The sequence below is a fragment of the Halomicrobium zhouii genome (assembly GCF_900114435.1).
GTDB lineage: Archaea > Halobacteriota > Halobacteria > Halobacteriales > Haloarculaceae > Halomicrobium > Halomicrobium zhouii.
Genome location: NZ_FOZK01000002.1, coordinates 651,899 through 671,630 on the forward strand (window position 1 = coordinate 651,899; position 19,732 = coordinate 671,630).

Annotated in this window: 18 protein-coding genes; 11 read left to right on the plus strand and 7 right to left on the minus strand. The window is 67.4% G+C overall.

The features are described from left to right. The first annotated feature begins 14 nt into the window (after positions 1–14). The 5 genes from BM337_RS10435 to BM337_RS10455 all read left to right on the plus strand — a co-directional run bounded on the left by BM337_RS10435 (position 15) and on the right by BM337_RS10455 (position 9,539). On the plus strand, positions 15–2,567 hold the full coding sequence (locus BM337_RS10435) for a cellulase family glycosylhydrolase (RefSeq protein ID WP_089816548.1): 2,553 nt from the start codon (positions 15–17) through the stop codon (positions 2,565–2,567). A gap of 32 nt (positions 2,568–2,599) precedes the next feature. Beyond that, positions 2,600–4,546, plus strand: a complete 1,947-nt coding sequence (locus BM337_RS10440) for an endo-1,4-beta-xylanase (protein ID WP_089816549.1) — start codon at positions 2,600–2,602, stop codon at positions 4,544–4,546. A 171-nt stretch (positions 4,547–4,717) separates the two neighbouring features. Continuing rightward, a complete protein-coding gene (locus tag BM337_RS10445) occupies positions 4,718–6,616 on the plus strand; it encodes a glycoside hydrolase family 5 protein (RefSeq protein WP_089816550.1) in 1,899 nt (632 codons plus the stop codon). Positions 6,617–6,770: 154 nt separating this feature from the next. Next, on the plus strand, positions 6,771–8,606 hold the full coding sequence (locus BM337_RS10450) for a hypothetical protein (RefSeq protein ID WP_089816551.1): 1,836 nt from the start codon (positions 6,771–6,773) through the stop codon (positions 8,604–8,606). An 84-nt stretch (positions 8,607–8,690) separates the two neighbouring features. Continuing rightward, the gene (locus BM337_RS10455; protein WP_089816552.1) at positions 8,691–9,539 is read left to right on the plus strand and encodes a VOC family protein; all 849 of its coding nucleotides are present in this window, start codon (positions 8,691–8,693) and stop codon (positions 9,537–9,539) included. A 306-nt stretch (positions 9,540–9,845) separates the two neighbouring features. On the opposite strand, the gene BM337_RS10460 is transcribed toward BM337_RS10455, so the two are convergent. Next, positions 9,846–10,754 carry a serine/threonine-protein kinase RIO2 gene (locus BM337_RS10460; RefSeq protein WP_089816553.1) on the minus strand — a complete coding sequence of 303 codons (909 nt, stop codon included), beginning with the start codon at positions 10,752–10,754 and terminating at the stop codon, positions 9,846–9,848. A 115-nt stretch (positions 10,755–10,869) separates the two neighbouring features. Here BM337_RS10460 and BM337_RS10465 point away from each other — a divergent pair, with 115 nt between their 5' ends. Next, positions 10,870–11,559 carry a hypothetical protein gene (locus tag BM337_RS10465; RefSeq protein WP_089816554.1) on the plus strand — a complete coding sequence of 230 codons (690 nt, stop codon included), beginning with the start codon at positions 10,870–10,872 and terminating at the stop codon, positions 11,557–11,559. Then, positions 11,556–11,957, plus strand: coding sequence for a DUF7993 family protein (locus BM337_RS10470; RefSeq protein WP_089816555.1), 402 nt, complete (start codon positions 11,556–11,558; stop codon positions 11,955–11,957). Before BM337_RS10465 ends, BM337_RS10470 begins: the two co-directional genes overlap by 4 nt. An 84-nt stretch (positions 11,958–12,041) precedes the next feature. Here the strand turns inward: BM337_RS10470 and BM337_RS10475 are convergent, their stop codons facing one another. Next, the gene (locus BM337_RS10475; protein ID WP_089816556.1) at positions 12,042–12,308 is read right to left on the minus strand and encodes a DUF8075 family protein; all 267 of its coding nucleotides are present in this window, start codon (positions 12,306–12,308) and stop codon (positions 12,042–12,044) included. A 92-nt stretch (positions 12,309–12,400) separates the two neighbouring features. On the opposite strand from BM337_RS10475, the gene BM337_RS10480 reads away from it, so the two are divergent. Together BM337_RS10480 and BM337_RS10485 are read left to right on the plus strand one after the other, a co-directional pair. Continuing rightward, positions 12,401–13,003, plus strand: coding sequence for a sulfite oxidase-like oxidoreductase (locus tag BM337_RS10480; RefSeq protein ID WP_089817174.1), 603 nt, complete (start codon positions 12,401–12,403; stop codon positions 13,001–13,003). 62 nt (positions 13,004–13,065) lie between these two features. Next, positions 13,066–13,422: a DUF8062 family protein gene (locus BM337_RS10485; protein ID WP_089816557.1), complete on the plus strand. Its 357-nt coding sequence runs from the start codon at positions 13,066–13,068 to the stop codon at positions 13,420–13,422. Positions 13,423–13,435: 13 nt separating this feature from the next. On the opposite strand, the gene BM337_RS10490 is transcribed toward BM337_RS10485, so the two are convergent. The 4 genes from BM337_RS10490 to BM337_RS10505 form a co-directional block, all read right to left on the minus strand. After that, positions 13,436–13,891, minus strand: a complete 456-nt coding sequence (locus tag BM337_RS10490; protein ID WP_089816558.1) for an acyl-CoA thioesterase — start codon at positions 13,889–13,891, stop codon at positions 13,436–13,438. Next, positions 13,888–14,421 carry a peptide-methionine (S)-S-oxide reductase MsrA gene (gene msrA / locus BM337_RS10495; RefSeq protein ID WP_089816559.1) on the minus strand — a complete coding sequence of 178 codons (534 nt, stop codon included), beginning with the start codon at positions 14,419–14,421 and terminating at the stop codon, positions 13,888–13,890. The genes BM337_RS10490 and msrA overlap by 4 nt, the downstream gene beginning before the upstream one ends. 243 nt (positions 14,422–14,664) lie before the next feature. Continuing rightward, positions 14,665–14,874 (minus strand): heavy-metal-associated domain-containing protein, encoded by a 210-nt coding sequence (locus BM337_RS10500; RefSeq protein WP_089816560.1) that lies wholly within the window; start codon positions 14,872–14,874, stop codon positions 14,665–14,667. Between the two features lie 62 nt (positions 14,875–14,936). Beyond that, positions 14,937–16,571 carry an NADH-quinone oxidoreductase subunit D gene (locus tag BM337_RS10505; protein WP_089816561.1) on the minus strand — a complete coding sequence of 545 codons (1,635 nt, stop codon included), beginning with the start codon at positions 16,569–16,571 and terminating at the stop codon, positions 14,937–14,939. Between the two features lie 95 nt (positions 16,572–16,666). On the opposite strand from BM337_RS10505, the gene BM337_RS10510 reads away from it, so the two are divergent. Next, entirely contained in the window at positions 16,667–17,359 is a 693-nt protein-coding gene (locus BM337_RS10510) for a helix-turn-helix domain-containing protein (protein WP_089816562.1), read from the plus strand. Positions 17,360–17,401: 42 nt separating this feature from the next. Here BM337_RS10510 and BM337_RS10515 read toward each other — a convergent pair whose 3' ends face one another. Next, positions 17,402–18,772, minus strand: a complete 1,371-nt coding sequence (locus tag BM337_RS10515; protein ID WP_089816563.1) for a hypothetical protein — start codon at positions 18,770–18,772, stop codon at positions 17,402–17,404. 117 nt (positions 18,773–18,889) lie between these two features. Between BM337_RS10515 and BM337_RS10520 the strand changes: the two genes are divergently transcribed. After that, positions 18,890–19,729: a lipoate--protein ligase family protein gene (locus tag BM337_RS10520; RefSeq protein WP_089816564.1), complete on the plus strand. Its 840-nt coding sequence runs from the start codon at positions 18,890–18,892 to the stop codon at positions 19,727–19,729. Positions 19,730–19,732 lie beyond the last annotated feature (3 nt).

The following is a 19,732-nucleotide window of genomic DNA, read 5'->3' on the forward strand; positions in this document are numbered from 1 at the left end:
GGAACTATCCAACGATGACAGCAAACGACTCACCACGCGACGCGACGGGGGGCACAGGGGACGAACAGACGCGAGCCGCGGAGACGACGGACCGCGGGCTCGGTAGCGGAACGACCAGGCGGACCGCGCTGAAGACCATCGGCGCGACCGTCGGGGGCCTGGCGCTGGCGGGCGACGTCAGCGCCGGCATCCCCACGCCGCGGCTCCACACCGACGGGAAGTGGATACGGGACCCGAACGGGAACGAGGTCCAGCTCCGCGGCATGGCGCCGGCTGACCCGGCGTTCTACCGGCGGACCCACTCGAAGAGCTTCGAGGAGGTGCTCCGGTGGGCGACCGACGAATCTCGCGGGTGGCACCCGAACGTCGTTCGCCTGCCGTTCACCCAGGACAACGTCGACCACTACGGCATCGACACGCTGGTCGAGGAGTTCATCCGGCCGTCGGTCGACCTGCTGGCCTCCCGTGACGTGTACGCCCTGGTCGACTTCCACCTCATCAGGCCCTACACCCAGGACGCGACCGAGACGTACAACTCGGAGAACGACGAGGAGCTGGCGCCCATCGACGACGTGATGCGGACCTTCTGGAACGCGGTCGCCCCGGAGTTCGCCGACGACGAGCACGTCATCTACGAGCTGTTCAACGAGCCGACCCGGCCGGGGATGTACGGCGACGACGCGGGCGCCTGGCAGGCCTGGCGCGACGCGGCCCAGCCGTGGGTCGACCTCGTCCGTGACCACGCGCCCGAAACGCCAATCATCGTCGGTTCGCCCCGGTGGACGTCGCTGACGCACATGGCGCCGGAGTACCCCTTCGAGGGTGACAACCTGATCTACGCGGCCCACATCTATCCGGACAACGGCGCGCCCTCCGAGTTCGACCAGTACTACGGCGAGCCGGCCAACGACGTGCCGGTCGTCGTCACGGAGTTCGGCTGGGACCCTGCTGGAGGGAACATCGACCAGGGAACCAACTCGGAGTGGGGCCAGCCCTTCCGCGAGTGGGCCGAGGGCTACGAGAACATGGGGTGGATCTCGTGGTGCTTCGACGACAGCTGGGCACCGACGTTCTTCGATTCACCGGGCGAGGGCGCGAACGAGCCCTGGACGCTCAAGGACGGCGACGAGGAGATGGGCGGCTTCATCAAGACCTGGCTGGCGGAGACCCGGGACGACAGTATCCCGGAGAACACGATCGACGACACCATCGCGCCGCCCGCTCCCTCGAACCTCACCGTCACCCGGACCTCGGAGATTAGCGTCGAGGTGTCCTGGGACGCCGTGACCGACGAGGGCGAGGCCGGCCTCTCCCACTACGTCCTCTCCGTCGACGGCGAACCGAACCAGGAGGCCCTGCCCGACACCACGTCCGCGTCGGTCACCGACCTCGACCCGGCGACGACCTACGAGATCGCCGTCCGGGCCGTGGACGACGCCGGCAACGAGTCCGGCCCGGCGACGGTTATCGCCGAGACCATCGCGACCGACGCCGAGCAGTCCGCGTTCAACGGTCCGCACGTGATCCCCGGCCGGATACAGGCCGAGGACTTCGACGAGGGCGGCCAGGGCATCTCCTACTACGACACCACCTCGTCGAACCAGGCGGACGGCTCCTACCGCGATACTGCCGTCGACATCGGGACGTCGGCCGAGTCCGGCTACAACGTCGGGTACATCGACACCGGCGAGTGGCTGGAGTACACCGTCCAGGTCGACTCGGGCGACGGGCTGGTTACTCACGTCAACGCGGCGGCCGGCGAGGGTGGCGGTGGCGCCCTGCGCATCGACGTGGACGGCGAGACGGTCGCCACCCAGGACGTCTGGCAGACCGGCGACTGGACGAACTGGGAGGCGATCCGGGTCGGCAGCCTCGACCTCCCCGAGGGCGAGCACGTCGTCCGGATCACCGCCGAGTCCGGCGCCTGGAACTTCGACTGGATCGAGTTCGGCGACGGCGACGGTGACACGGGGACTGAAACGGAGACAGAGACTGAAACGGAGACAGAGACTGAAACGGAGACGGAGACCGAGACGGAGACCGAGACAGAGACGGAGACTGAAACGGAGACGGAGACCGAGACGGAAACGGAGACTGACACTGAGACAGAGACCGATGACCCGTCCGGAGGGACGCTGATAGTCAACGACTACGACGGCAGCCCGTCGTGGTCGTCCGGCTGGAACGACCTCGGTCAGTGGTGTGGGGCCGGGTCCTTCGAGAACGGTGGCGGCGAGGTCGAAGACGGCGCACTGGTTCTGGAGTACGACAACGGCGGCTGGTTCCAGGAGCAGATCAATCGGGACGTGAGCGAGTACTCCTCGCTGGTCTTCTCGGTCAGCGGCGCCAGCGGTGGCGAGGAATCGGAGGTCGAGTTCAGTATGGGCGGAGCAAGCGGCCTGCTCGCCGACGTTACCGACGATTCGATCGGCACGAGCACCGCCGACGTGGCGGTCGATCTCGATTCGGCCGGGGTCGACACGTCCTCGTCGAGCCTGGCCGTCCGCCTGAACTTCTGGCAGGGCGGGAGTAGCACGCTCGAAATCGACGAGATCCGACTCGAATAGTGGAACAACCGACAGACGTTCGAGACAATCCAATGACGAACGACGACACACGCGACGACGGGGAACTGACGGACGAACAGACGGGGATCGAAACGGCGAACGAGCCGATCGATACCGACGACGCGGACGACCCGACGGCGGCCGAGGTCACGGCGGAGGCGGACGGCGTCCTGGAGTCCATAGACCGGCGGGACTACATGAAGGCGGTCGGCGCAGCGGCAGCCGCCAGCGCCATCGGCGGCGCGGCGTCCTCGCCCGCGACGGCGGAGACCGCCGACACCTCGCTGAGCGTCGACGAGCGAATCCAGGAACACCGCACCGGTGACCTGGAGATAACGGTCCAGAACGCCGACGGGTCGACGGTCTCCAGTGCCGACGTGACGGTCGAACAGCAGTCCCACGCGTTCGACTTCGGGACGGCGGTCAACGCCAACACCCTGATCAACAGCTCCAGCGAGGGGGACAACTACCGGGAGTACATCCCGGAGCTGTTCAACACCGCGGTGATGGAGAACCGCCACAAGTGGGACTTCTGGGAGAACGAACAGCAACTGGCCGACGAGGCGACCCAGTGGATCCTCGACCAGGGGCTGGACATGCGCGGGCACGTCTGCCTCTGGGGCCGTGAGGACGTCGCCGCTATCCCTTCCGACATACAGACGGCCATCGACAACGAGGACGCCGAGACGATCCGCACCCGGACGATGGACCACATCGAGGAGATCATCACCCACTACGGCGACGACCTGACCGAGTGGGAAGTCGTCAACGAGGTGATGCACGTCTACCAGATGCAACTCGGCGTCTACGGCGACCAGATCGACACCGAGGAGCCCTGGACCGGCGAGGTTATCCCGTGGACCTCGGACCTGCTGGCCGACTGGTACAGCCAGGCGGCGGACGTCATCGAGCAGAACGGCTACGACCTGGACATCGCGGTCAACGACTTCAACCAGTTCGCCTACGGCTACACCGACGACCGCTACGTCAACCAGATCCAGCACCTGAACGACAACGCCACGGACATCGACATCGTCGGCCTGCAGGCCCACGTCGGTGCCCGCCAGGGCGAGTACAACTCAAACGACGACCCGGACGGCCGCATCTCGGCCAGCCAGGTCGTCCAGGAGATGAACAAGTGGGCCGACCTCGGTGCCCGCCTGAAGATCACGGAGTTCGACACGTACAACGGCGACGACTGGAACAGCGACCAGGAGCGCGCCGACATGCTGGAGAACTACCTCCGTGGCGCGTTCTCGCATCCGGGCTGTGACGCCTTTATCATGTGGGGCTTCTGGGACGGGCGCCACTGGGAGAACGAGGCGCCCCTGTTCTACGACGACTGGTCGGAGAAGCCGGCCTACGACGTCTGGACCGGCCTCGTCTTCGACGAGTGGTGGACCGACGAGAGCGGGACGACCGACGGGTCGGGCGCCTACTCGACGACGGCGTTCCTCGGTGAGCACGAAATCACCGTCAGCACCGACAGCGACTCGGCGACGACGACGGTCTCGGTCACCGACACCGGCACGACGTCGGTCACCGTGGACGTCGAGGGCGATGGCACCGGGACCGAGACGGAGACTGACACCGAGACGGAGACGGAGACTGATACGGAGACGGAGACTGACACCGAGACGGAGACGGACACAGAGACGGAAACCGACACCGAGACGGAAACCGACACCGAGACGGAAACCGACACCGAGGAACCGCCCTCTGGCGACCTGATCGCCTCGATCGATCCGGGGGCGACGTCCGGGTCGACCGGCGACCTGATGCAGTTCTGGATCACCGACGAGACCGGCAACAGCACGTGGATCACCGACCTCCAGTGGGAACTGGGTAACGGCTCGACCGGCAGTGGCTGGTACACCGACGAGCGCTACCAGTCCGCTGGCACGTACACGGTGACCCTCACCGCGACCGACAGTGCGGGCAACACGTCCACGGACGAGGTGACCGTCCAGATCTCCTGATCTGAAGGGGACGGATCCGTCGGCGGCGACGGCGTTGCGGGCGCTACCGCTCGCCGTCGACGGACGCCGACGGCCCCCCAGCCCTTCGTTCACGAGGGGCCCGCGGTTCCGAGACGACGGGCGACACCGAGAACCGGCGAACGACTGCTCGACGACGCGGAACGCAGACAAATGACACGACCGACGGACGACGCCGACGGCACGGGAGAACAGGACGACAGAACGAGCGCGGATAGCGACACCAGCCCGCGGGGAGGCGAGCGAAGTGCGCTCACTGACTCCATCAGCGGCGGCTCCCGGCGCGACTTCCTGAAGGCGACCGCCGGAGCCAGCGCGGTCGCTGCGGGGATCGGCTTCGGCGTCAGCGGCTCCGCGTCGGCGGGCATCCCGACGCCGTGGCTCGAACGAGACGGGAACCTTATCCGCGATCCGAGCGGGAACGAGGTGATCCTCCGCGGGGTGAACATCCCCGACCTGAAGCGGCTGAACTCGGACAACTACTACTCCTACTCGGTCGACGAGTACATCACCTGGGCGACGAACGGCAACTCGCCGCCGGGGACGGAAGAGGAGAACGGCTGGTACTCGCGGGTGATCCGCCTGCCCGTCCAGCCGGTCGACATCGGCGGGCACGACCCCGGCGCGGCCCCGCCGGCGCCCGGCTTCGACCAGGGACAGCTCGACAGCTACCTCGAGAACCACCTGCGGCCGGCCGTCGAGAAGTGCGCCGAGCAGGGCGTCTACGCCATCGTCGACTACCACCGCCACCGCGGCGAGCACGACGAGACGCTCCACTACACGAGCGACGAAATCGACGAGGAGATCCGGATGTTCTGGGAGACGATCGCGCCCGAGTTCGCCGAGGACTCCCACGTTCTCTACGAACTGTACAACGAGCCGACGGCGCCGTACGCCGACGAGACCGACCCCACGTCGGACTCCGAGGCCGCACAGGAGACCTGGACCACCTGGAAGGAGACGGCCCAGCCGTGGGTCGATCTGATCCGCGAGCACGCGCCGCGGAACCTGGTCCTCATCGGCTCGCCACGCTGGAGTCAGTGGACCGCTCAGGCGCCCAACGACGAGTTCGAGGGCGACAACCTGGCCTACACCGGCCACGTCTACGGCCAGGAGAACATGCGGCCCCTGTCGGCGTCCTTCGGTGAACCCGGGGAGGAAGTCCCGGTGTTCATGACCGAGTGGGGGTACAAGAACGGCCGCGCGCCGTACCTCTCGGGGACGACCGACGAACAGGGCCAGCAGTTCCAGGAGCTGTTCGAGAACTACCCGCTCCACCCGGTGCCGTGGATCTTCGACTTCCGGTGGACGCCGCAGTTCTTCAATCGGGAGTCCCGGGACGATTTCGAACTGCTCCGGAACAACGACACCCACGGTGGGCTGGTGAAGGACCTGCTGTACGAGAACCGCAACTCGGACCTGCCGAGCGGCGACGGCGGCGGCTCGACCACGACGGAGCCGCCGACGACGACCACGACGGAGCCACCGACGACCACCACGACCGAACCGCCGACGACCACGACCACGGAACCGCCGACGACCACCACGGAACCGCTGACGACCACGACGGAACCACCGACGACGACCACGACCGAACCACAGACGCCGGACGGCACCGCACTCCTCGTCAACGACTACGACGGGGACCCGGCGTGGTCGGGCGAGAACGACCTGGGTAACTGGAACGGTGCGGGGTCGTTCGCGAACGACGACGGCGAGGTGGTCGACGGAGAACTCGTCCTGGAGTACGACGGCGGCGGCTGGTTCGTCGAGCAGGTCAACCGGGACGTCTCGAACTACGACCAGCTGGTGTTCAGCGTCCGCGGCGCCAGCGGCGGCGAGGGGAGCGACTTCGTCCTCGACGTCGGCGGCGCGCGCGCCCAGTTCAGCAGCGTCGCTGGGTCGGCCATCACAACGAGTACCGCCGACGTCGCCGTCGACATGGCAGCCGCAGGGATCGACCGCTCCTCGCCCGGTGAGCTCCGATTCGACTTCTGGGGAGGTGAGAACGGGACGAGTACGCTCTACCTCGACGAGGTGCGTTTCGAGTAAGTCGACTCATCCGCACCTGGGCCGCTTTCAGCCCGGGCCGTTTTCAGCCCACCCGCCGCAGGCCGGCTCGGCCGAGCGGCACGCTTACTAGATTATAAAATTTATTTACTAATCCGTTAAATTTATTTTGCCCGAGGAGTTATTGTCACGTGCAATGGTAAAAAGACGAACCATACTCAAAAGTAGCATCGCGTTCGGGAGCCTCGGGCTGGCGGCGACGGCGCTCGGTCAGGAGTCGTCGCTCGTCGTCCACTCCTTCGACGGCGGCACGTATCCGGGATCGAACGACCTGGGCAACTGGGCCGACGCGGGGAGTTTCGCCAACGGTGACGGGTCGGGCGAGGTTTCGGACGGCGCCCTCCGCCTCGAGTACGACAACGCCGGCTGGTTCGGCAGCAACGTCCAGCAGTCGGTCGCCGACCAGTCGACGCTCAATCTGGTGGTTCGGGGCGACAGCGGCGGCGAGGAGAGCGACTTCGTCGTAGACGTCGGCGGCGCCAGGGGTCTTCTTTCGGATCTGACCGACGACACCATCGGGACGGAATGGTCGACGGTGTCCGTGGACCTCTCCGCGGCCGGCGGCGACCCCGAGAACCCGCGCGCCGTCCGGTTCAACTTCTGGCAGGGCGCCTCCGGCGCGATCGAGATCGACACCATCGCCTTCACCGCTGGCTCGGAGCCCCCGACGGACACGCCGACGACGACCGCGCCACCGACGACCACAGACACCGAGACGGAGACCGAGACGGAGACGGACACCGAAACAGAGACGGAGACCGAAACCGAGACCGGCAACGGCGAGGAGCCCACGTGGGACGTCCCGTTCCCGGACCGACCGCCGGAGCCGGACACACTTCCGTCGGACATCACGGGCAGCACGACGGTCGCCGAACTGTACGAGCACTTCGACGACCCGTACTACGTCCCGCGTGACTTCCTGGACTACCTGCCCGGCGAGACGTCCTCGACCGGGCAGACCTGGACCGACTCCGAGAAGGCCGAGGAGTTCGACTACGACGTCGCGGCCGTCCAGGACAACGTCCAGGACGGGTCGCTGACCCTCGACCAGCTCGGCACCCAGGCGTTGCCCTACGTCCAGCAGCTCGCGGACAACGACTTCCCCGCGCACGCGACGGTGAAGCTCCTCCCCCGGCTGGCGTTGCTGCCCGACGAGACGGAGGACCCCGGCACGCACGACGACCCCGATAACGTCTGGAGCGAGACGGCGGGCCCGACGGCGGCGACGAACGGCCCCGGCCAGTTCATCCAGGACCGCTGGCCGACGGACGCGCGGTCCTACCAGCCCGACGAGGTCCGGGTGCGCGACCGGGTCCACGACCAGCCGGAGTACGACGACAGCCGCGAGTGGGGAAGCTCCGCAGACCTGCCCGACGACGTCGTCAACAACCCGGACAATCCCATCCACGACATGGTCGCCGACAAGGTCGACCCGCGGACGGGTAGTTCGCTCGGTGGGGACGGCTTCACCGCCAACGCGCCGATGGAGGCGAGCATCGAGATCCACGAGAACGGCGGCAGCTACTGGAACCAGTACATCGTCCTGAAGAACACCAGCGAGGTGCCCTACTTCCAGGACGGCATGGTCATCACGTGGCTCGGTCCGTCGGGCGACGCCGCGAACCTCGCCGACGGCCACTGGAACAACCCACACCGGCCCGCCCAGTCGCTGGGTCACCCCCAGCGCGACGTTATCGAGGTCATCCACCCCGACTACGAGGGCCTCTCGTCGTACGCCGTCCGCTGTGCGAACCACGACGAGCCGTACCACATGCGGACCATCTACCCGAACCAGCAGGTCGCGATGGAGGTCGGCACGCCCGCGAACCCGGACCAGTGGTCCTCGTCCTCGGCGCGTCAGGACCTCGTCGACACGATGCTCGACTCGCTCCACGTCGAACTGGAGACGAACCTCAGCCGGAACGACCGGCTCATCGACGAGATCGACCTGAAGTACCGCGTGCCCAACTGAACGGGACGTGACGCCGGTCGACCCCGGAGCGATAGCGGTCGACTGCCCCCACATCATTTCTTTGCGGCGCTCGAGTACTCTCCCATGGAGAGCACAGACGCTGCGATGCCGGCGAGTGCCCACGTCGGCCGCGTCGGACTGACCGTGAACGACCTCGACGCAGCAGTCCGGTTCTACGCCGACGTGGTCGGCCTCCGGGTCCAGTCCCGCGAGGACGACCAGGCCACGCTGGGGGCGGACGGCGACCCGCTCGTCGTCCTTCGCGCCGACCCGGACGCTCCGGAGCGCGGCCGCGGGGAGGCGGGCCTCTTCCACACCGCGTTCCGCCTGCCTACGCGTGGGGCCCTTGGGGACGCACTAGACCGAGTGCAGGAACGGTGGCAGTTGTCGGGGGCGTCAGACCACCTCGTGAGCGAGGCGCTGTACCTCTCCGATCCGGCGGGCAACGGCGTCGAGATATACTGGGACCGCCCGCGCGAGGAGTGGCCAGTCACCGACGACGGCCGCGTCGGGATGGACACGCTGCCACTCGATCTCGACGACCTGCGGGCGGCAGCGGCCGGTGGCGACGCCGCGCCGGACGGAACCGACGTCGGGCACGTCCACCTGGAGGTGACGGACCTGGCCGCCGCCCGGGAGTTCTACGTGGACCGCCTCGGATTCGACGTTCGCCAGCGGTTCGGCGAGTCCGCGCTGTTCGTCGCTGCGGGCGAGTATCACCATCACGTCGGCCTCAACACCTGGAACGGCCGGTCTGAACCGGCATCGGCCGGCACACGGGGGCTCGACTGGTTCGAACTCGTCGTGCCCGACGACGAGGCGTTCGAGGAGGTCCGGTCTCGGCTCGACAGCGGTGGAGCGTCCCTCGAGTCGACCGACGACGGCCTGGCAGTCTCCGACCCCGACGACATCGGGCTTCGACTCCGTCGGTAGTCCTGAACGTCGGTAGCGCCGAACGTCGGTAGCGCCGATACCCGGGCTTCGAGAGTCGACTCCGGCCGCCGAATCGCCGCGAACCCCCGGGGGTGGCCGCCGCTACAGTCGAATTTCTCGCTCGAAATATCTGAATCGCACGATTTCGGGAGCCACAGCACTTCTTTCGACGGTTCGGGAACAGCCGGTACCGTTCTGATCAGTACTGATTTCCTATAGCGTTATATAGTTTATAAGTAGTGACAGATCCGCCCCAGTCGTGGCGGTCGCTAGTCGCAGATCATCGAAATTCGAGGAAAAGCGGCCTCAGCTGCGGTGGTCGTCCAGCGCGTCGAAGCTGTCGTCGGCGATGGCGGCGGCCAGGCCGGGGACGTCGACTTCGTCGACGAACTGGGGGTATTTCCGGCGGAAGTAGCCGACGACGTTCGTCACGTCGCGTTCCAGGAGTTCGCGGGCGTTCTCGTGGTCGGTGGGGACGGCCTGGGGCCAGTCGAAGACGGTGACGCCCTCGCTGTTCACGAACACGTTGTACTCGCTCATGTCGGCGTGGACGAACCCCTCGGCGTAGGCCGTCTGCATCTCGTCCAGGACGAGTTCGAGGACGGGAACGACCTGCTCGTCTTCGAGTTTCGTCCGCGCGAGTTCGACGCCGTCGATCTTCTCCATCACGATGGCGTGGCGGTTCTGGTCGATCGGCTGGGGGACGCTGACGTCGGGGTACAGCGTCTCCAGGGCCTCGTACTCGCGTTCGGCGGCCTTGCGGGCAGTGTACTGCCAGGAGACGTGGTCGCGGTCGGAGGTGTACTCCCGCTCCTTCTGGACCTCGCGGAAGTTGGTGTACCCCTCGCGGTGGAACTTCAGCGCGAGTGGCTTGTACGAGCGCACCTCGTAGACGTCGCTCTCCTTGCCGACGCCGAGCGGGGCGCCGAATCCCTCTATCGTCCCGCGTTCGACCAGCGTGTGCAACGCCAGGGCGTCGTACCCCTCGAAGGTGAGCTTGAACCCCTCGTACTGGATGGTCTTCCGTTCGAGGAAGCCCCGGTCCTCACAGCGGTCCAGCCGGTAGTCGACGTTCTCGGCGGTGAGCCGGGAGAACTTCGGAATCTTCTCGCGGTCGACGTACTCCGAGAAGCGCATCCCCTGCTCGACGCCCGAGAGGAGGTGGAAGTCCTCCGCCTCGAGGTCCGCCATCTCGCTGGCGACGTTCTGGACCATTAGCCCCCCGTAATCGCCCGACTCGTAAAAACGCAGTGAGACCGTCTGCGTACCAGTAGCGACCCCTCCGGCGACGGTTTATACGATCACCTGCCGTACTGTCAACGGAACAGCAATGAACGACTCACTCCAGGGGAACGCCCTCGACGAACTGATCCACGAGGGTCGGTACCTCTACCCGACGAACGTCGTCGAGATCGTCGAACGGTACCACGCCGGTGGCGAACCCGGCGTTCCCCGGTCGCTGGTCCTCTCGTACGCCGACCACGTCCTGTCAGACCTCGGCAACCGCGCGCCCTACTCCCTGACGCGGTTCTCGGCGCTGCTCGACGACCGCGTGACCGACGCGGCGTTCTGGCTGCCCAACGCGCTGTATCGGACGGGACCCGACCGGATTAGCGTCTACCCTCTGTCGTGGCACCAGCGTCTCGACGGCGTCACGGATCCGGTCGAGTACGCGACCGTCGTCGGTGCAGACCTCGACAGGGCACGGGGGATCGCGGACGCCGGTGTTGCTTCGGCCGTCCCGAAGCAGCTACTCCTCGACGCGATGACCGTCATGGGTCCGATGGACCGCCGTACCGCGGGTGGCCTGCTCCGGGACGCGAGGCTGTCGGGGCGGATCCGCGTCGACCCGGTGCAGAATCCCGACGCGGACGTCAGAGTGGTCCCAGCGCCGGCACCGGCGTCGTCTGGTCGGTCCGAACCGACGCGCTCGACCGCTTCCGGTGCCGCTTCCGGGATCCCCGACCGTCGGCCTCGGCCCGGCACGTCACCGGCCCCGGGGCACGGCCGCTCTGGATGATCGAGGACGACCGATCGGAGGGACTCCGTCTCGTTCGCCGTCTCCGGGAGGGACTGGTCCGGAACGATGGGTCCACTCCCCGATTCGACGTCGACCACGAGACTGCGATCGACCCGACACCGGACGGGACGCTCGCGGCGACCCTCGCGGCCGACGGGCGGTCGCTGGCCGCCGTGTACGCCCAGCCGACGCGCGCCTACGTCGAGTTCGAGGCTGCGCCGACCGTCGCGGCGGCGTCCGCCGACGCGGCGGGCTTGCGGGTTCGACCGAAGGCGAGCAGGCCACCGAAGACGCTCGTGTTCGTCGAATCCGTGGGCGACGTGGAGCCCGCACTCGGCGTGATCGCGGCCGTCCACGCCGCATCCGAGTCTCCGCGGGGGGCGGACGAGTCTCCCTGAGGCCCGACCGGCTCCGGAACGGGCCGTCACGGTCAGGGACGAGGCCGTGCCCGGCCCCGGCCGATTCACGGCGGCCGCTCCCGCTCAGTTCGCGGTGGGGCGCTGACTGGCGGCTCGTTCCGCGGCGTGTCCGACACAGAGTATCTCGCCGGTGTCCGTGTCGAAGGCGAACGGGTCGCCGGGGCGGATCCGTTCCCCGTCGACGCCGCAGCCGTCGGCGTGCTGGAGGAAGTACCGCCCCTCCTCGCGGCCGGTCTCCAGCCGTCCGGCTTTGACGGCGAAGCGGACGAGTCCTTCGCCGATCTGCGTGCGTTCGGTGGTGTCGGCCGCTTCGAATCGGAGTATCGGCATGCGGGTGACTAGCACCTCGGGACCGATAAACGCACGCCCGGAACCGGATCGCAGGGCTGTCATTTACCGTGATGGCGGACGAACTCACAGGTATGTCAGTGACAGACGTCACCGACGTCCACGAGGAGTTCGGCGGGGAGCGCCTGCCGCCCGGACAGCGCCGCACCGAGCGGTATCCGGTCCTCTCCAAGAGCGGGACGCCAGAGTGGGACCCCGAGACGTGGGAGTTCACCGTCTCGGGCGCCGTCGAGGACGAACTCAGGTTCTCGTGGGACGAGTTCCGTGACCTCCCCAGCGAGACCCAGCGCCAGGACTTCCACTGCGTCACCGGGTGGAGCAAGTTCGACAACGAGTTCACCGGCGTCACGTTCCCGGAACTCGCCGAGCGGGCCGGCGTCACTGACGACGCCGTGCACGTGATGTTCCGTGCGCTCGACGGCTATTCGACGAACCTGCCGCTGGCGGAGTGCACGCGCGAGGAAGTGCTGTTCACGTACGACCTCGACGGCCGGCCGCTCCCCTCGGACCACGGCGGACCGCTCCGGGTCGTGACGCCCCACAAGTACGCCTACAAGGGAGCGAAGTGGGTGACGGGCGTCGAGTTCCTCACCGAACCCGAGCGAGGGTACTGGGAGAAACGCGGCTACTCCAACACGGCGAATCCCTGGAACGAAGAGCGATACGACACGTTTTGAGTCTCGTCGGTTCGGTCCCGTGCTATCTCAGCCTTCAAGGGCCCGCTGATCCAAGTACCGGCGTGCCCGGACCAGACGACGATTCCCGACCGACGCCCCCATCGGACCCCGAACCTGACGACATCATCGTCTCCTGCGAGCGATGCGACCGCGAGTGGGACCTCTCGGACGAACTCGCGACCGTCGGCAACCAGGCCTTCGAACAGTTCGCGCTGGACCACCGCCGCCACACCGGCCACTTCCCGGACTCAATCGAGACCTGGCGGACGAGTTGCCGGAACTGCCCGGAGGAGGCCGAGCGGTTGGACGAGGACGCGGCCCACCGCTGGGCAGCGACCCACGCCCGCCACACGCGCCACGACGTCGAGATACGGCACGCGACGGCGGACGAGGTCTCGGTCATCGAGGGCGAGAAATAGCGTCGCTGGCGGCTCAGAGTCCCTCGAACGAGGCGATTCGCTCCCGCCAGCTGTCGGGCAACGGTCGGGACTTGCCCGCCTCGCGGTCGTAGGCGACCATCGTGGTCGTCCCCTCGGCCGCCACGTCGCCGTCCGATCTGATCTCGTACTCGATGGGGAAACTGGCGTCGCCGAGCCGCGGGACGCGGACGCCCACCGACACCGAGTCGACCAGGCCGACGGAGTGGCGGTACTGGATGTCCAGGCTGGCGACGACGACGCCGACGGCCGCCCCGCCCCCGTCGCCCTCGGCCGACTCGGCGGCGAGCGACCGCGCCTCGTCGCCCAGTACCTCCTCCAGGTAGTCGATGCGGGCCTCTTCCAGGTAGGTCGCGTACGTCGCGTTGTTGACGTGGCCGTAGGTGTCGACGTCCGAGTAGCGGACGGCGACCGTGGTCTCGAACTCGAAGGCCGGATCCTCGGAGCTCACGCCGCCATCAGCTCCTGGAACTGCTTGCGGACCTTCTCGACCTTGGGGGCGGCGTTGACGGAGCAGTAGGCGTCGTTCGGGTTCTTCTCGAAGTAGTCCTGGTGGTACTCCTCGGCCTCGTAGAACGTCTCCAGCGGCGCGATCTCGGTGACGATGTCGTCGTCGTACCCCGACTGGATCTCGTCGACGAACGCCTCCACGGCCTCGCGCTGGGCCTCGTCGTGGTAGAAGACAGCCGAGCGGTACTGACTCCCCACGTCCGGTCCCTCCCGGTCCTTCGTCGTCGGATTATGCGTCGAGAAGAACACCGTCAGCACGTCCTCGTAGGAGAGCACGTCCGGGTCGTACTCGACCTGAACGCACTCGGCGTGGCCCGTCTCGCCCCGACAGACGGCCTCGTAGCTCGGGTCCTCGACGTGTCCACCGGCGTAGCCCGACGTGACGCGTTCGACGCCCGCGAGCTCCTTGAACACGGCCTCGGTGCACCAGAAACAGCCGCCCGCAACTGTCGCGGTCTCTGTGTCGGTCATTACCACCGGTTGGGCGCCTGGCCACTAAACCCTCACTCTCGACGGATCGTTCTTGTTGGACGTCTGTCAATTCCGTTACCTGATGGCTGGTCGGTACAGATCAGCTACGTAGCGTTTGGTGGGTACTGGGGTTGTCGCTGTTAGCACGACGTCTTGCTGTCGGCATTCGTTTCACTGGCCCAACCGAGAACCACCCACTCAGTTCAAAACTCTACCGAGCAATCACCTCGAATCGCGTCACGTTCAGGACGTCGACGGGTAGCCGGCCGCTTCGACGGCGTCGAGCAGATCGTTCAGCTCCGTCATCGCGGGGTCGAACCGGATGCCGACGACGCCGGTGGGCGAGGACGTCGCCGCCCACTGGACGCCCGGGAGGTTGATGAGCGCCGACGTCACCGCCCGTTCCGCCTCCCGTGGGCGGACGCCGGGCACGTCGAGCGCGACCTGTTGCATGCGAAATACAACGCCGTTCTCAGCTATAATATTTTGGGAACCACGGGAAGACGGCGTGGTAACTACCTGTCGACTTCACCCATGATTGTGTCGAGGCTACCGATAGTGGCCACCAGGTCGGCGACGAACTCGCCCCGGCCCATCACGGGGAGGGCCTGGAGGTTCGAGAACGACGGCCCGCGGATCTTGAAGCGAGCGGGCGTGTCGGTGCCGTCTGAGCGGACGTAGATGCCGAGTTCGCCCTTCGCCCCCTCGACGGCGCTGTACACCTCCCGGTCCTTGTCGGGCCGGAGCGTTCTGGGGACGTTCGACTGGAGCGTGCGCTCGTCGTCGGGCCACGATTCCAGCAGGTCGACGCACTGTTCGACGATGCGGGCCGACTGCTCGACCTCCCGCATCCGGACGAGCAGGCGGGCGAGGTTGTCACAGCCGTCCTCGGTGACGACGTCCCACTCCAGTTCGTCGTAGTAGCCGTACGGGTCGTCCCGGCGGAGGTCGTAGTCGATGCCCGACCCGCGGGCGACGGGGCCCGTGCAGCCGAACTCCTTCGCACGTTCCGGCGGGAGAACGCCCGTGTCGAGCGTCCGTTCCTGCAGGATCTCGTTGTTCGAGAGGAGGTCGTGGTACTCGACGACTTTCTCGGGGAGGCCGTCGACGAACTCGCGGATCTTCTCGAAGAACTCTGCGCGCGGTTCGGGGACGTCCCAGGCGACCCCGCCGAGCCGGAAGTAGTTGAACATCAGGCGCTGGCCGGTCAGGTCCTCCAGGACGTCCTGGATCAGCTCCCGGTCGCGGAAGGCGTACATCCACGTCGCGTTGAACTCGCCGACGACGTCGAGCGCGTACGCCCCGAGCGCCAGGAAGTGCGACAGCATCCGGGACAGCTCCGCCGACATCGTCCGGAGCACCTGTGCGTATTCGGGCACCTCGATGTCGGCCAGTCGCTCGGCGGCGCGGGCGTACGCCCACTCGTTACAGAGGCCCGCGCCGCCCCAGTCCCACCGGTCTGGGTAGGGCATGATCTGGTGGCGGTAGGTCCCCTGCTGGCACATCTGCTCCTCGCAGCGGTGGATGTAGCCGATGTCCGGTTCGACGTCGGCGACCACCTCGCCGTCGAGTTCGACCAGCAGGTGGAGCACGCCGTGGGTCGAGGGGTGGTGCGGGCCCATGTTCAGCAGCATCGTGTCCGGCCCCACCTGTCGGTCTTCCATGATACGCTCGTGCTCGCGGTAGGTGACTATCTGTGGCTGGTCCTGGTCGTAGTCCTCGGTCAGCGGGTGGCCCTGCCACGTCTCTGGCAGGAGGATCCGCCGGAGGTCGGGGTGGTCGTCGAACCGGAGCCCCAGGAGGTCGTAGGCCTCGCGCTCGTGCCACTCGGCGGTCTCGTACACCGGCGCCGCCGACTCGTTGCCCGGGTCGTCTTTCGGGGACGGGACGACGACGGACACCTCGTCGGTCGGGGCGTCGTACTTCTTCAGGTGGTAGATGGCCTCGAACCGGTCGCCGTACTCCTGGGCCGTGACGCAGGCGCAGTGGTCGTAGCCCGCGTCCGCTTTCAGCGCGGAGAGAACCTCCTGGACGGCGTCGGCCCGGACCACCACCGCCGGCGCGTTGACGTGCTCTTCGTTCCCCACCACGGCGTCGTCCGGTAATACGTCGAAAACGCTCCCCTCACCGGTTGTAAGCTGTCGTTGCATGCCTTCGATCGTCCGTAACTCCGGCCGGAACGCTCCTCGCGTTTCTGCCTCAGCTGTGAGGTAGGTTTATGTGGTGCGCCCCTCAGCCGTCTCGCATGAAGTACGTCCGCCTGGCACTGGACCAGGACCCCGAGGTGCGCCACCCGATGCACCAGTTCGTCGTCGCCCACGACGGCTACGAGGTGTCGCGCCTGCTGGAGGTGAGCTACAGCCAGCCGGGCACCGACGCCGGCGAGGGGTTCGGCATCCAGACCGCGCTGTTCCACGTCACCGGGTCGCCCGTGGAACCGTACGAGGCCGCACTGCGCGAGACCGAGGAGGTCATCGAGTACGAACTCTCCCGCCGGGACGACGACTCCTTCTACCTCTACGTCCGCGGCGAGCACACCGACGCCGACGACCGCCTCGTGGAGGCGTTCAGCCGTCAGGGGCTCGTCCTCATGATGCCCGTCGAGTTCCACGCCGACGGCACGATGCGCGCCACCGTCATCGGCCCCGGCGAGACGGTCCAGCGCGCCGTCGAAGCACTCCCCGAGGCGTTCACCGTCGACGTCCGCTCCGTCGGCGAGTACGACGCCCGCTACTTCGTCACCGGCGGCCGACTGACCGACCGCCAGTACGAGGCCGTCGACGCCGCCGTCGACTGTGGCTACTACGAGGAACCACGCAGCGGGAGCGTGGCCGACGTCGCTGAGGTACTGGGCTGTTCGCCCGGGACAGCGGCGGAACATCTCCGGCGGGCCGAGGCGTCCGTGATGGCGGACGTCGTATCTGAGAGGTTCTCGTAACCACCGACCGCGTTCGTGAGAACGCCGGGAACCGGGACAGGGCTACTCCCGCCCGGACTGGACCCGAACTGCCAGAACCGCGAGCGGAACGGTAGCGAGGACCGAGACGACTGCGCCGGCGACAATCATCAGGATCAGGGGTCCGAACGGCCGAGTCGCGACGGGAACCCGGACGACTGCGGCCAGGAAGAACGTAAACACGGAGCCAAGGTACCCATATGCGACTGCCCGTGCGGTCCGGGCCGACCGTGGCCCCGCGACAGCGAGCCCGAACGCTGGCGCGACCGCCACGGGGAGGTGGTACGCGGTCTGTTCGAGCACGGTCCGGGCGGAACTGCCGTTTGTCCAGGCGGCAGGCTCGATGGTGGTGGCGACGACCCCGGCTCCGAGAGCAGCGACGACGGCCACTCCGAGTGCGTCACGCACCGACACGAGGCGGTCGGGCCGGCGCCAGGCGACGAGGCCGGTCACGAGGTATATCGCCGCCAGCCCGCCATACCAGGCCGGTTCGTGGAGGTGCTGTGCAAGTACCGCCGCGACGATACCGACGAGACCGAGACCGGCGAGGAGTGGGGCGAGCCGGTCCGAGTCACCGCTCTCGGCTCTCCGTACCGCCGCTACGGCACCGAGCAGCAGGGCTCCGTAGATGGCCGTCGGTGGGAGGACGTACCACTTGACGTTCTCCAGCCAGAGGGGCGCGGTGGCGAGCGCGACTGCGCCATCGGCGTGGTACTCGCTGGTGTCGGGCGGTCCGTACACGAGATAGACGTTTTCGCTAACGAACTGTCCCCAGTCGGTCTCCGGCCCGGTCCAGGTCACTCGCCGACCGTCCACGTCCGGAACGCCCGGTGCGTCGGCGTCGTCGGCGTGGATGGTCTCGTTCGGCTCGTTGACCAGCTCCGTCCCCGGCGGACCGACGACGGTGAACCGGTCGGCGTTGAGGAGCCAGCCGCCCATGACGCTGCCTCTATGCAACGTGCCCGCGACGGTGAGACCGAGTCGTGATTCGCTGGCGTCGCGCTCTCGGAACTGGAACGTGACGTTCCGGCCGTCGACCGACGCGGTGACGGACGTTCTCGGCACTCTCGTACCGGCGGGGTGTCCATACCCCTCCGTCGTGGTGGCCCGGGCGACGCGGTGGAGCGCGGCGGGCGACGCGGCGAGTTGATCGGCAGCAGACTCGTTGACGCGATTGGTCACGACCCACGTCGCCGATCCGTTCTCGTGGACGTACACCGTCGCCGTGCTGTGAGTCACCTCGACCGGAACTCCCTGCTCGCTGGCCACATCCTCGAAGACGTCTCCGCAGGCGCCACAGACGTTGTCTGGAGAGGGACTCGCCATCGCCGTGCCGGCGACCGCCAGGGCGACGACTGCGAGGAAGACCAGCGTGCGGCCGGCGACCCGTTTCATTGCCCACGTGTGTTCTCGACCGGCCTATATGTCTTCTGACGTGACACGGCACCGTGGCAACTCCTCACCCGCCGCGGCCCGCAATCCATTTCCACGGTTCTCGCCAACCCACGAGTAATGACCGAGCTGGCGGACGAGGAGTGGCGGATCATCGCCGAGGAGTCCCACGAAGGGCCGCTGAACATGGCGCTGGACGAAATCGCCGCGGAGACGGCGGCTGCCGGCGGGCCGCGCACCCTCCGCGTCTACCGCTGGGAACCTAGCACGCTGTCGCTGGGGTACAACCAGGACCCCGAGACCGTCGACTGGGACGTTTGCGAGCGGGAGGGGATCACCGTCACCCGGCGGCCGACCGGCGGCGGCGCCATCTACCACGACTCGTGGGGCGACGTCTCCTACTCCATCGTCGTCCCGGCCGACGAGGTGCCCGGGGACCTGATGGACTGCTACGAGCTGCTCTGCGAGCCGGTTCTCGAAGCGTTCTCACGGATGGGCGTCGACGCGGGCTTCGCCGACGAGGAGCGCCCCGCGGTCTATCAGCCGGCCTGCTACTTGCGGGCGCTCCATCCCGCTCACGACGTCGTCGGACCGGACGGCCGGAAGGTCTCCGGCAACGCCCAGTATCGCCAGCGCGACGCCGTCGTCCAGCACGGCTCGCTCACGTTCTCGACGAACCCCGAGCGTCACTGCGCGTGTTTCACGGGAGCGGGCGGCGACGCGGACCAGCGCGATAACGGCCCGGATCCGGCCGCCTTCGCCGACCGCGTCGGTGGGATCGACGAGTACGTCGACGTCGACCGAGCGGGAGTCGTCGACGCGCTCGCGACGACGCTGGCCGAGTGGGTCGACGCCGACGAAGGCGACTGGACCGACGACGAACTGGCCCGCGCTCACGACCTGGCCGAACGAAAACACGAGACCGAGGCCTGGACGCGGGACGGGACGGATCCGACCTAAAAT

Coding starts and splice junctions, on each gene's coding strand:
- BM337_RS10445 (WP_089816550.1), top strand. CDS start 4,718: ATGACACGACCGACGGACGACGCCGACGGCACGGGAGAACAGGACGAC.
- BM337_RS10515 (WP_089816563.1), bottom strand. CDS start 18,772: ATGAAACGGGTCGCCGGCCGCACGCTGGTCTTCCTCGCAGTCGTCGCC.
- BM337_RS10505 (WP_089816561.1), bottom strand. CDS start 16,571: ATGCAACGACAGCTTACAACCGGTGAGGGGAGCGTTTTCGACGTATTA.
- BM337_RS10510 (WP_089816562.1), top strand. CDS start 16,667: ATGAAGTACGTCCGCCTGGCACTGGACCAGGACCCCGAGGTGCGCCAC.
- BM337_RS10520 (WP_089816564.1), top strand. CDS start 18,890: ATGACCGAGCTGGCGGACGAGGAGTGGCGGATCATCGCCGAGGAGTCC.
- msrA (WP_089816559.1), bottom strand. CDS start 14,421: ATGACCGACACAGAGACCGCGACAGTTGCGGGCGGCTGTTTCTGGTGC.
- BM337_RS10455 (WP_089816552.1), top strand. CDS start 8,691: ATGGAGAGCACAGACGCTGCGATGCCGGCGAGTGCCCACGTCGGCCGC.
- BM337_RS10465 (WP_089816554.1), top strand. CDS start 10,870: ATGAACGACTCACTCCAGGGGAACGCCCTCGACGAACTGATCCACGAG.
- BM337_RS10450 (WP_089816551.1), top strand. CDS start 6,771: ATGGTAAAAAGACGAACCATACTCAAAAGTAGCATCGCGTTCGGGAGC.
- BM337_RS10460 (WP_089816553.1), bottom strand. CDS start 10,754: ATGGTCCAGAACGTCGCCAGCGAGATGGCGGACCTCGAGGCGGAGGAC.
- BM337_RS10480 (WP_089817174.1), top strand. CDS start 12,401: ATGTCAGTGACAGACGTCACCGACGTCCACGAGGAGTTCGGCGGGGAG.
- BM337_RS10470 (WP_089816555.1), top strand. CDS start 11,556: ATGATCGAGGACGACCGATCGGAGGGACTCCGTCTCGTTCGCCGTCTC.
- BM337_RS10500 (WP_089816560.1), bottom strand. CDS start 14,874: ATGCAACAGGTCGCGCTCGACGTGCCCGGCGTCCGCCCACGGGAGGCG.
- BM337_RS10440 (WP_089816549.1), top strand. CDS start 2,600: ATGACGAACGACGACACACGCGACGACGGGGAACTGACGGACGAACAG.
- BM337_RS10475 (WP_089816556.1), bottom strand. CDS start 12,308: ATGCCGATACTCCGATTCGAAGCGGCCGACACCACCGAACGCACGCAG.
- BM337_RS10435 (WP_089816548.1), top strand. CDS start 15: ATGACAGCAAACGACTCACCACGCGACGCGACGGGGGGCACAGGGGAC.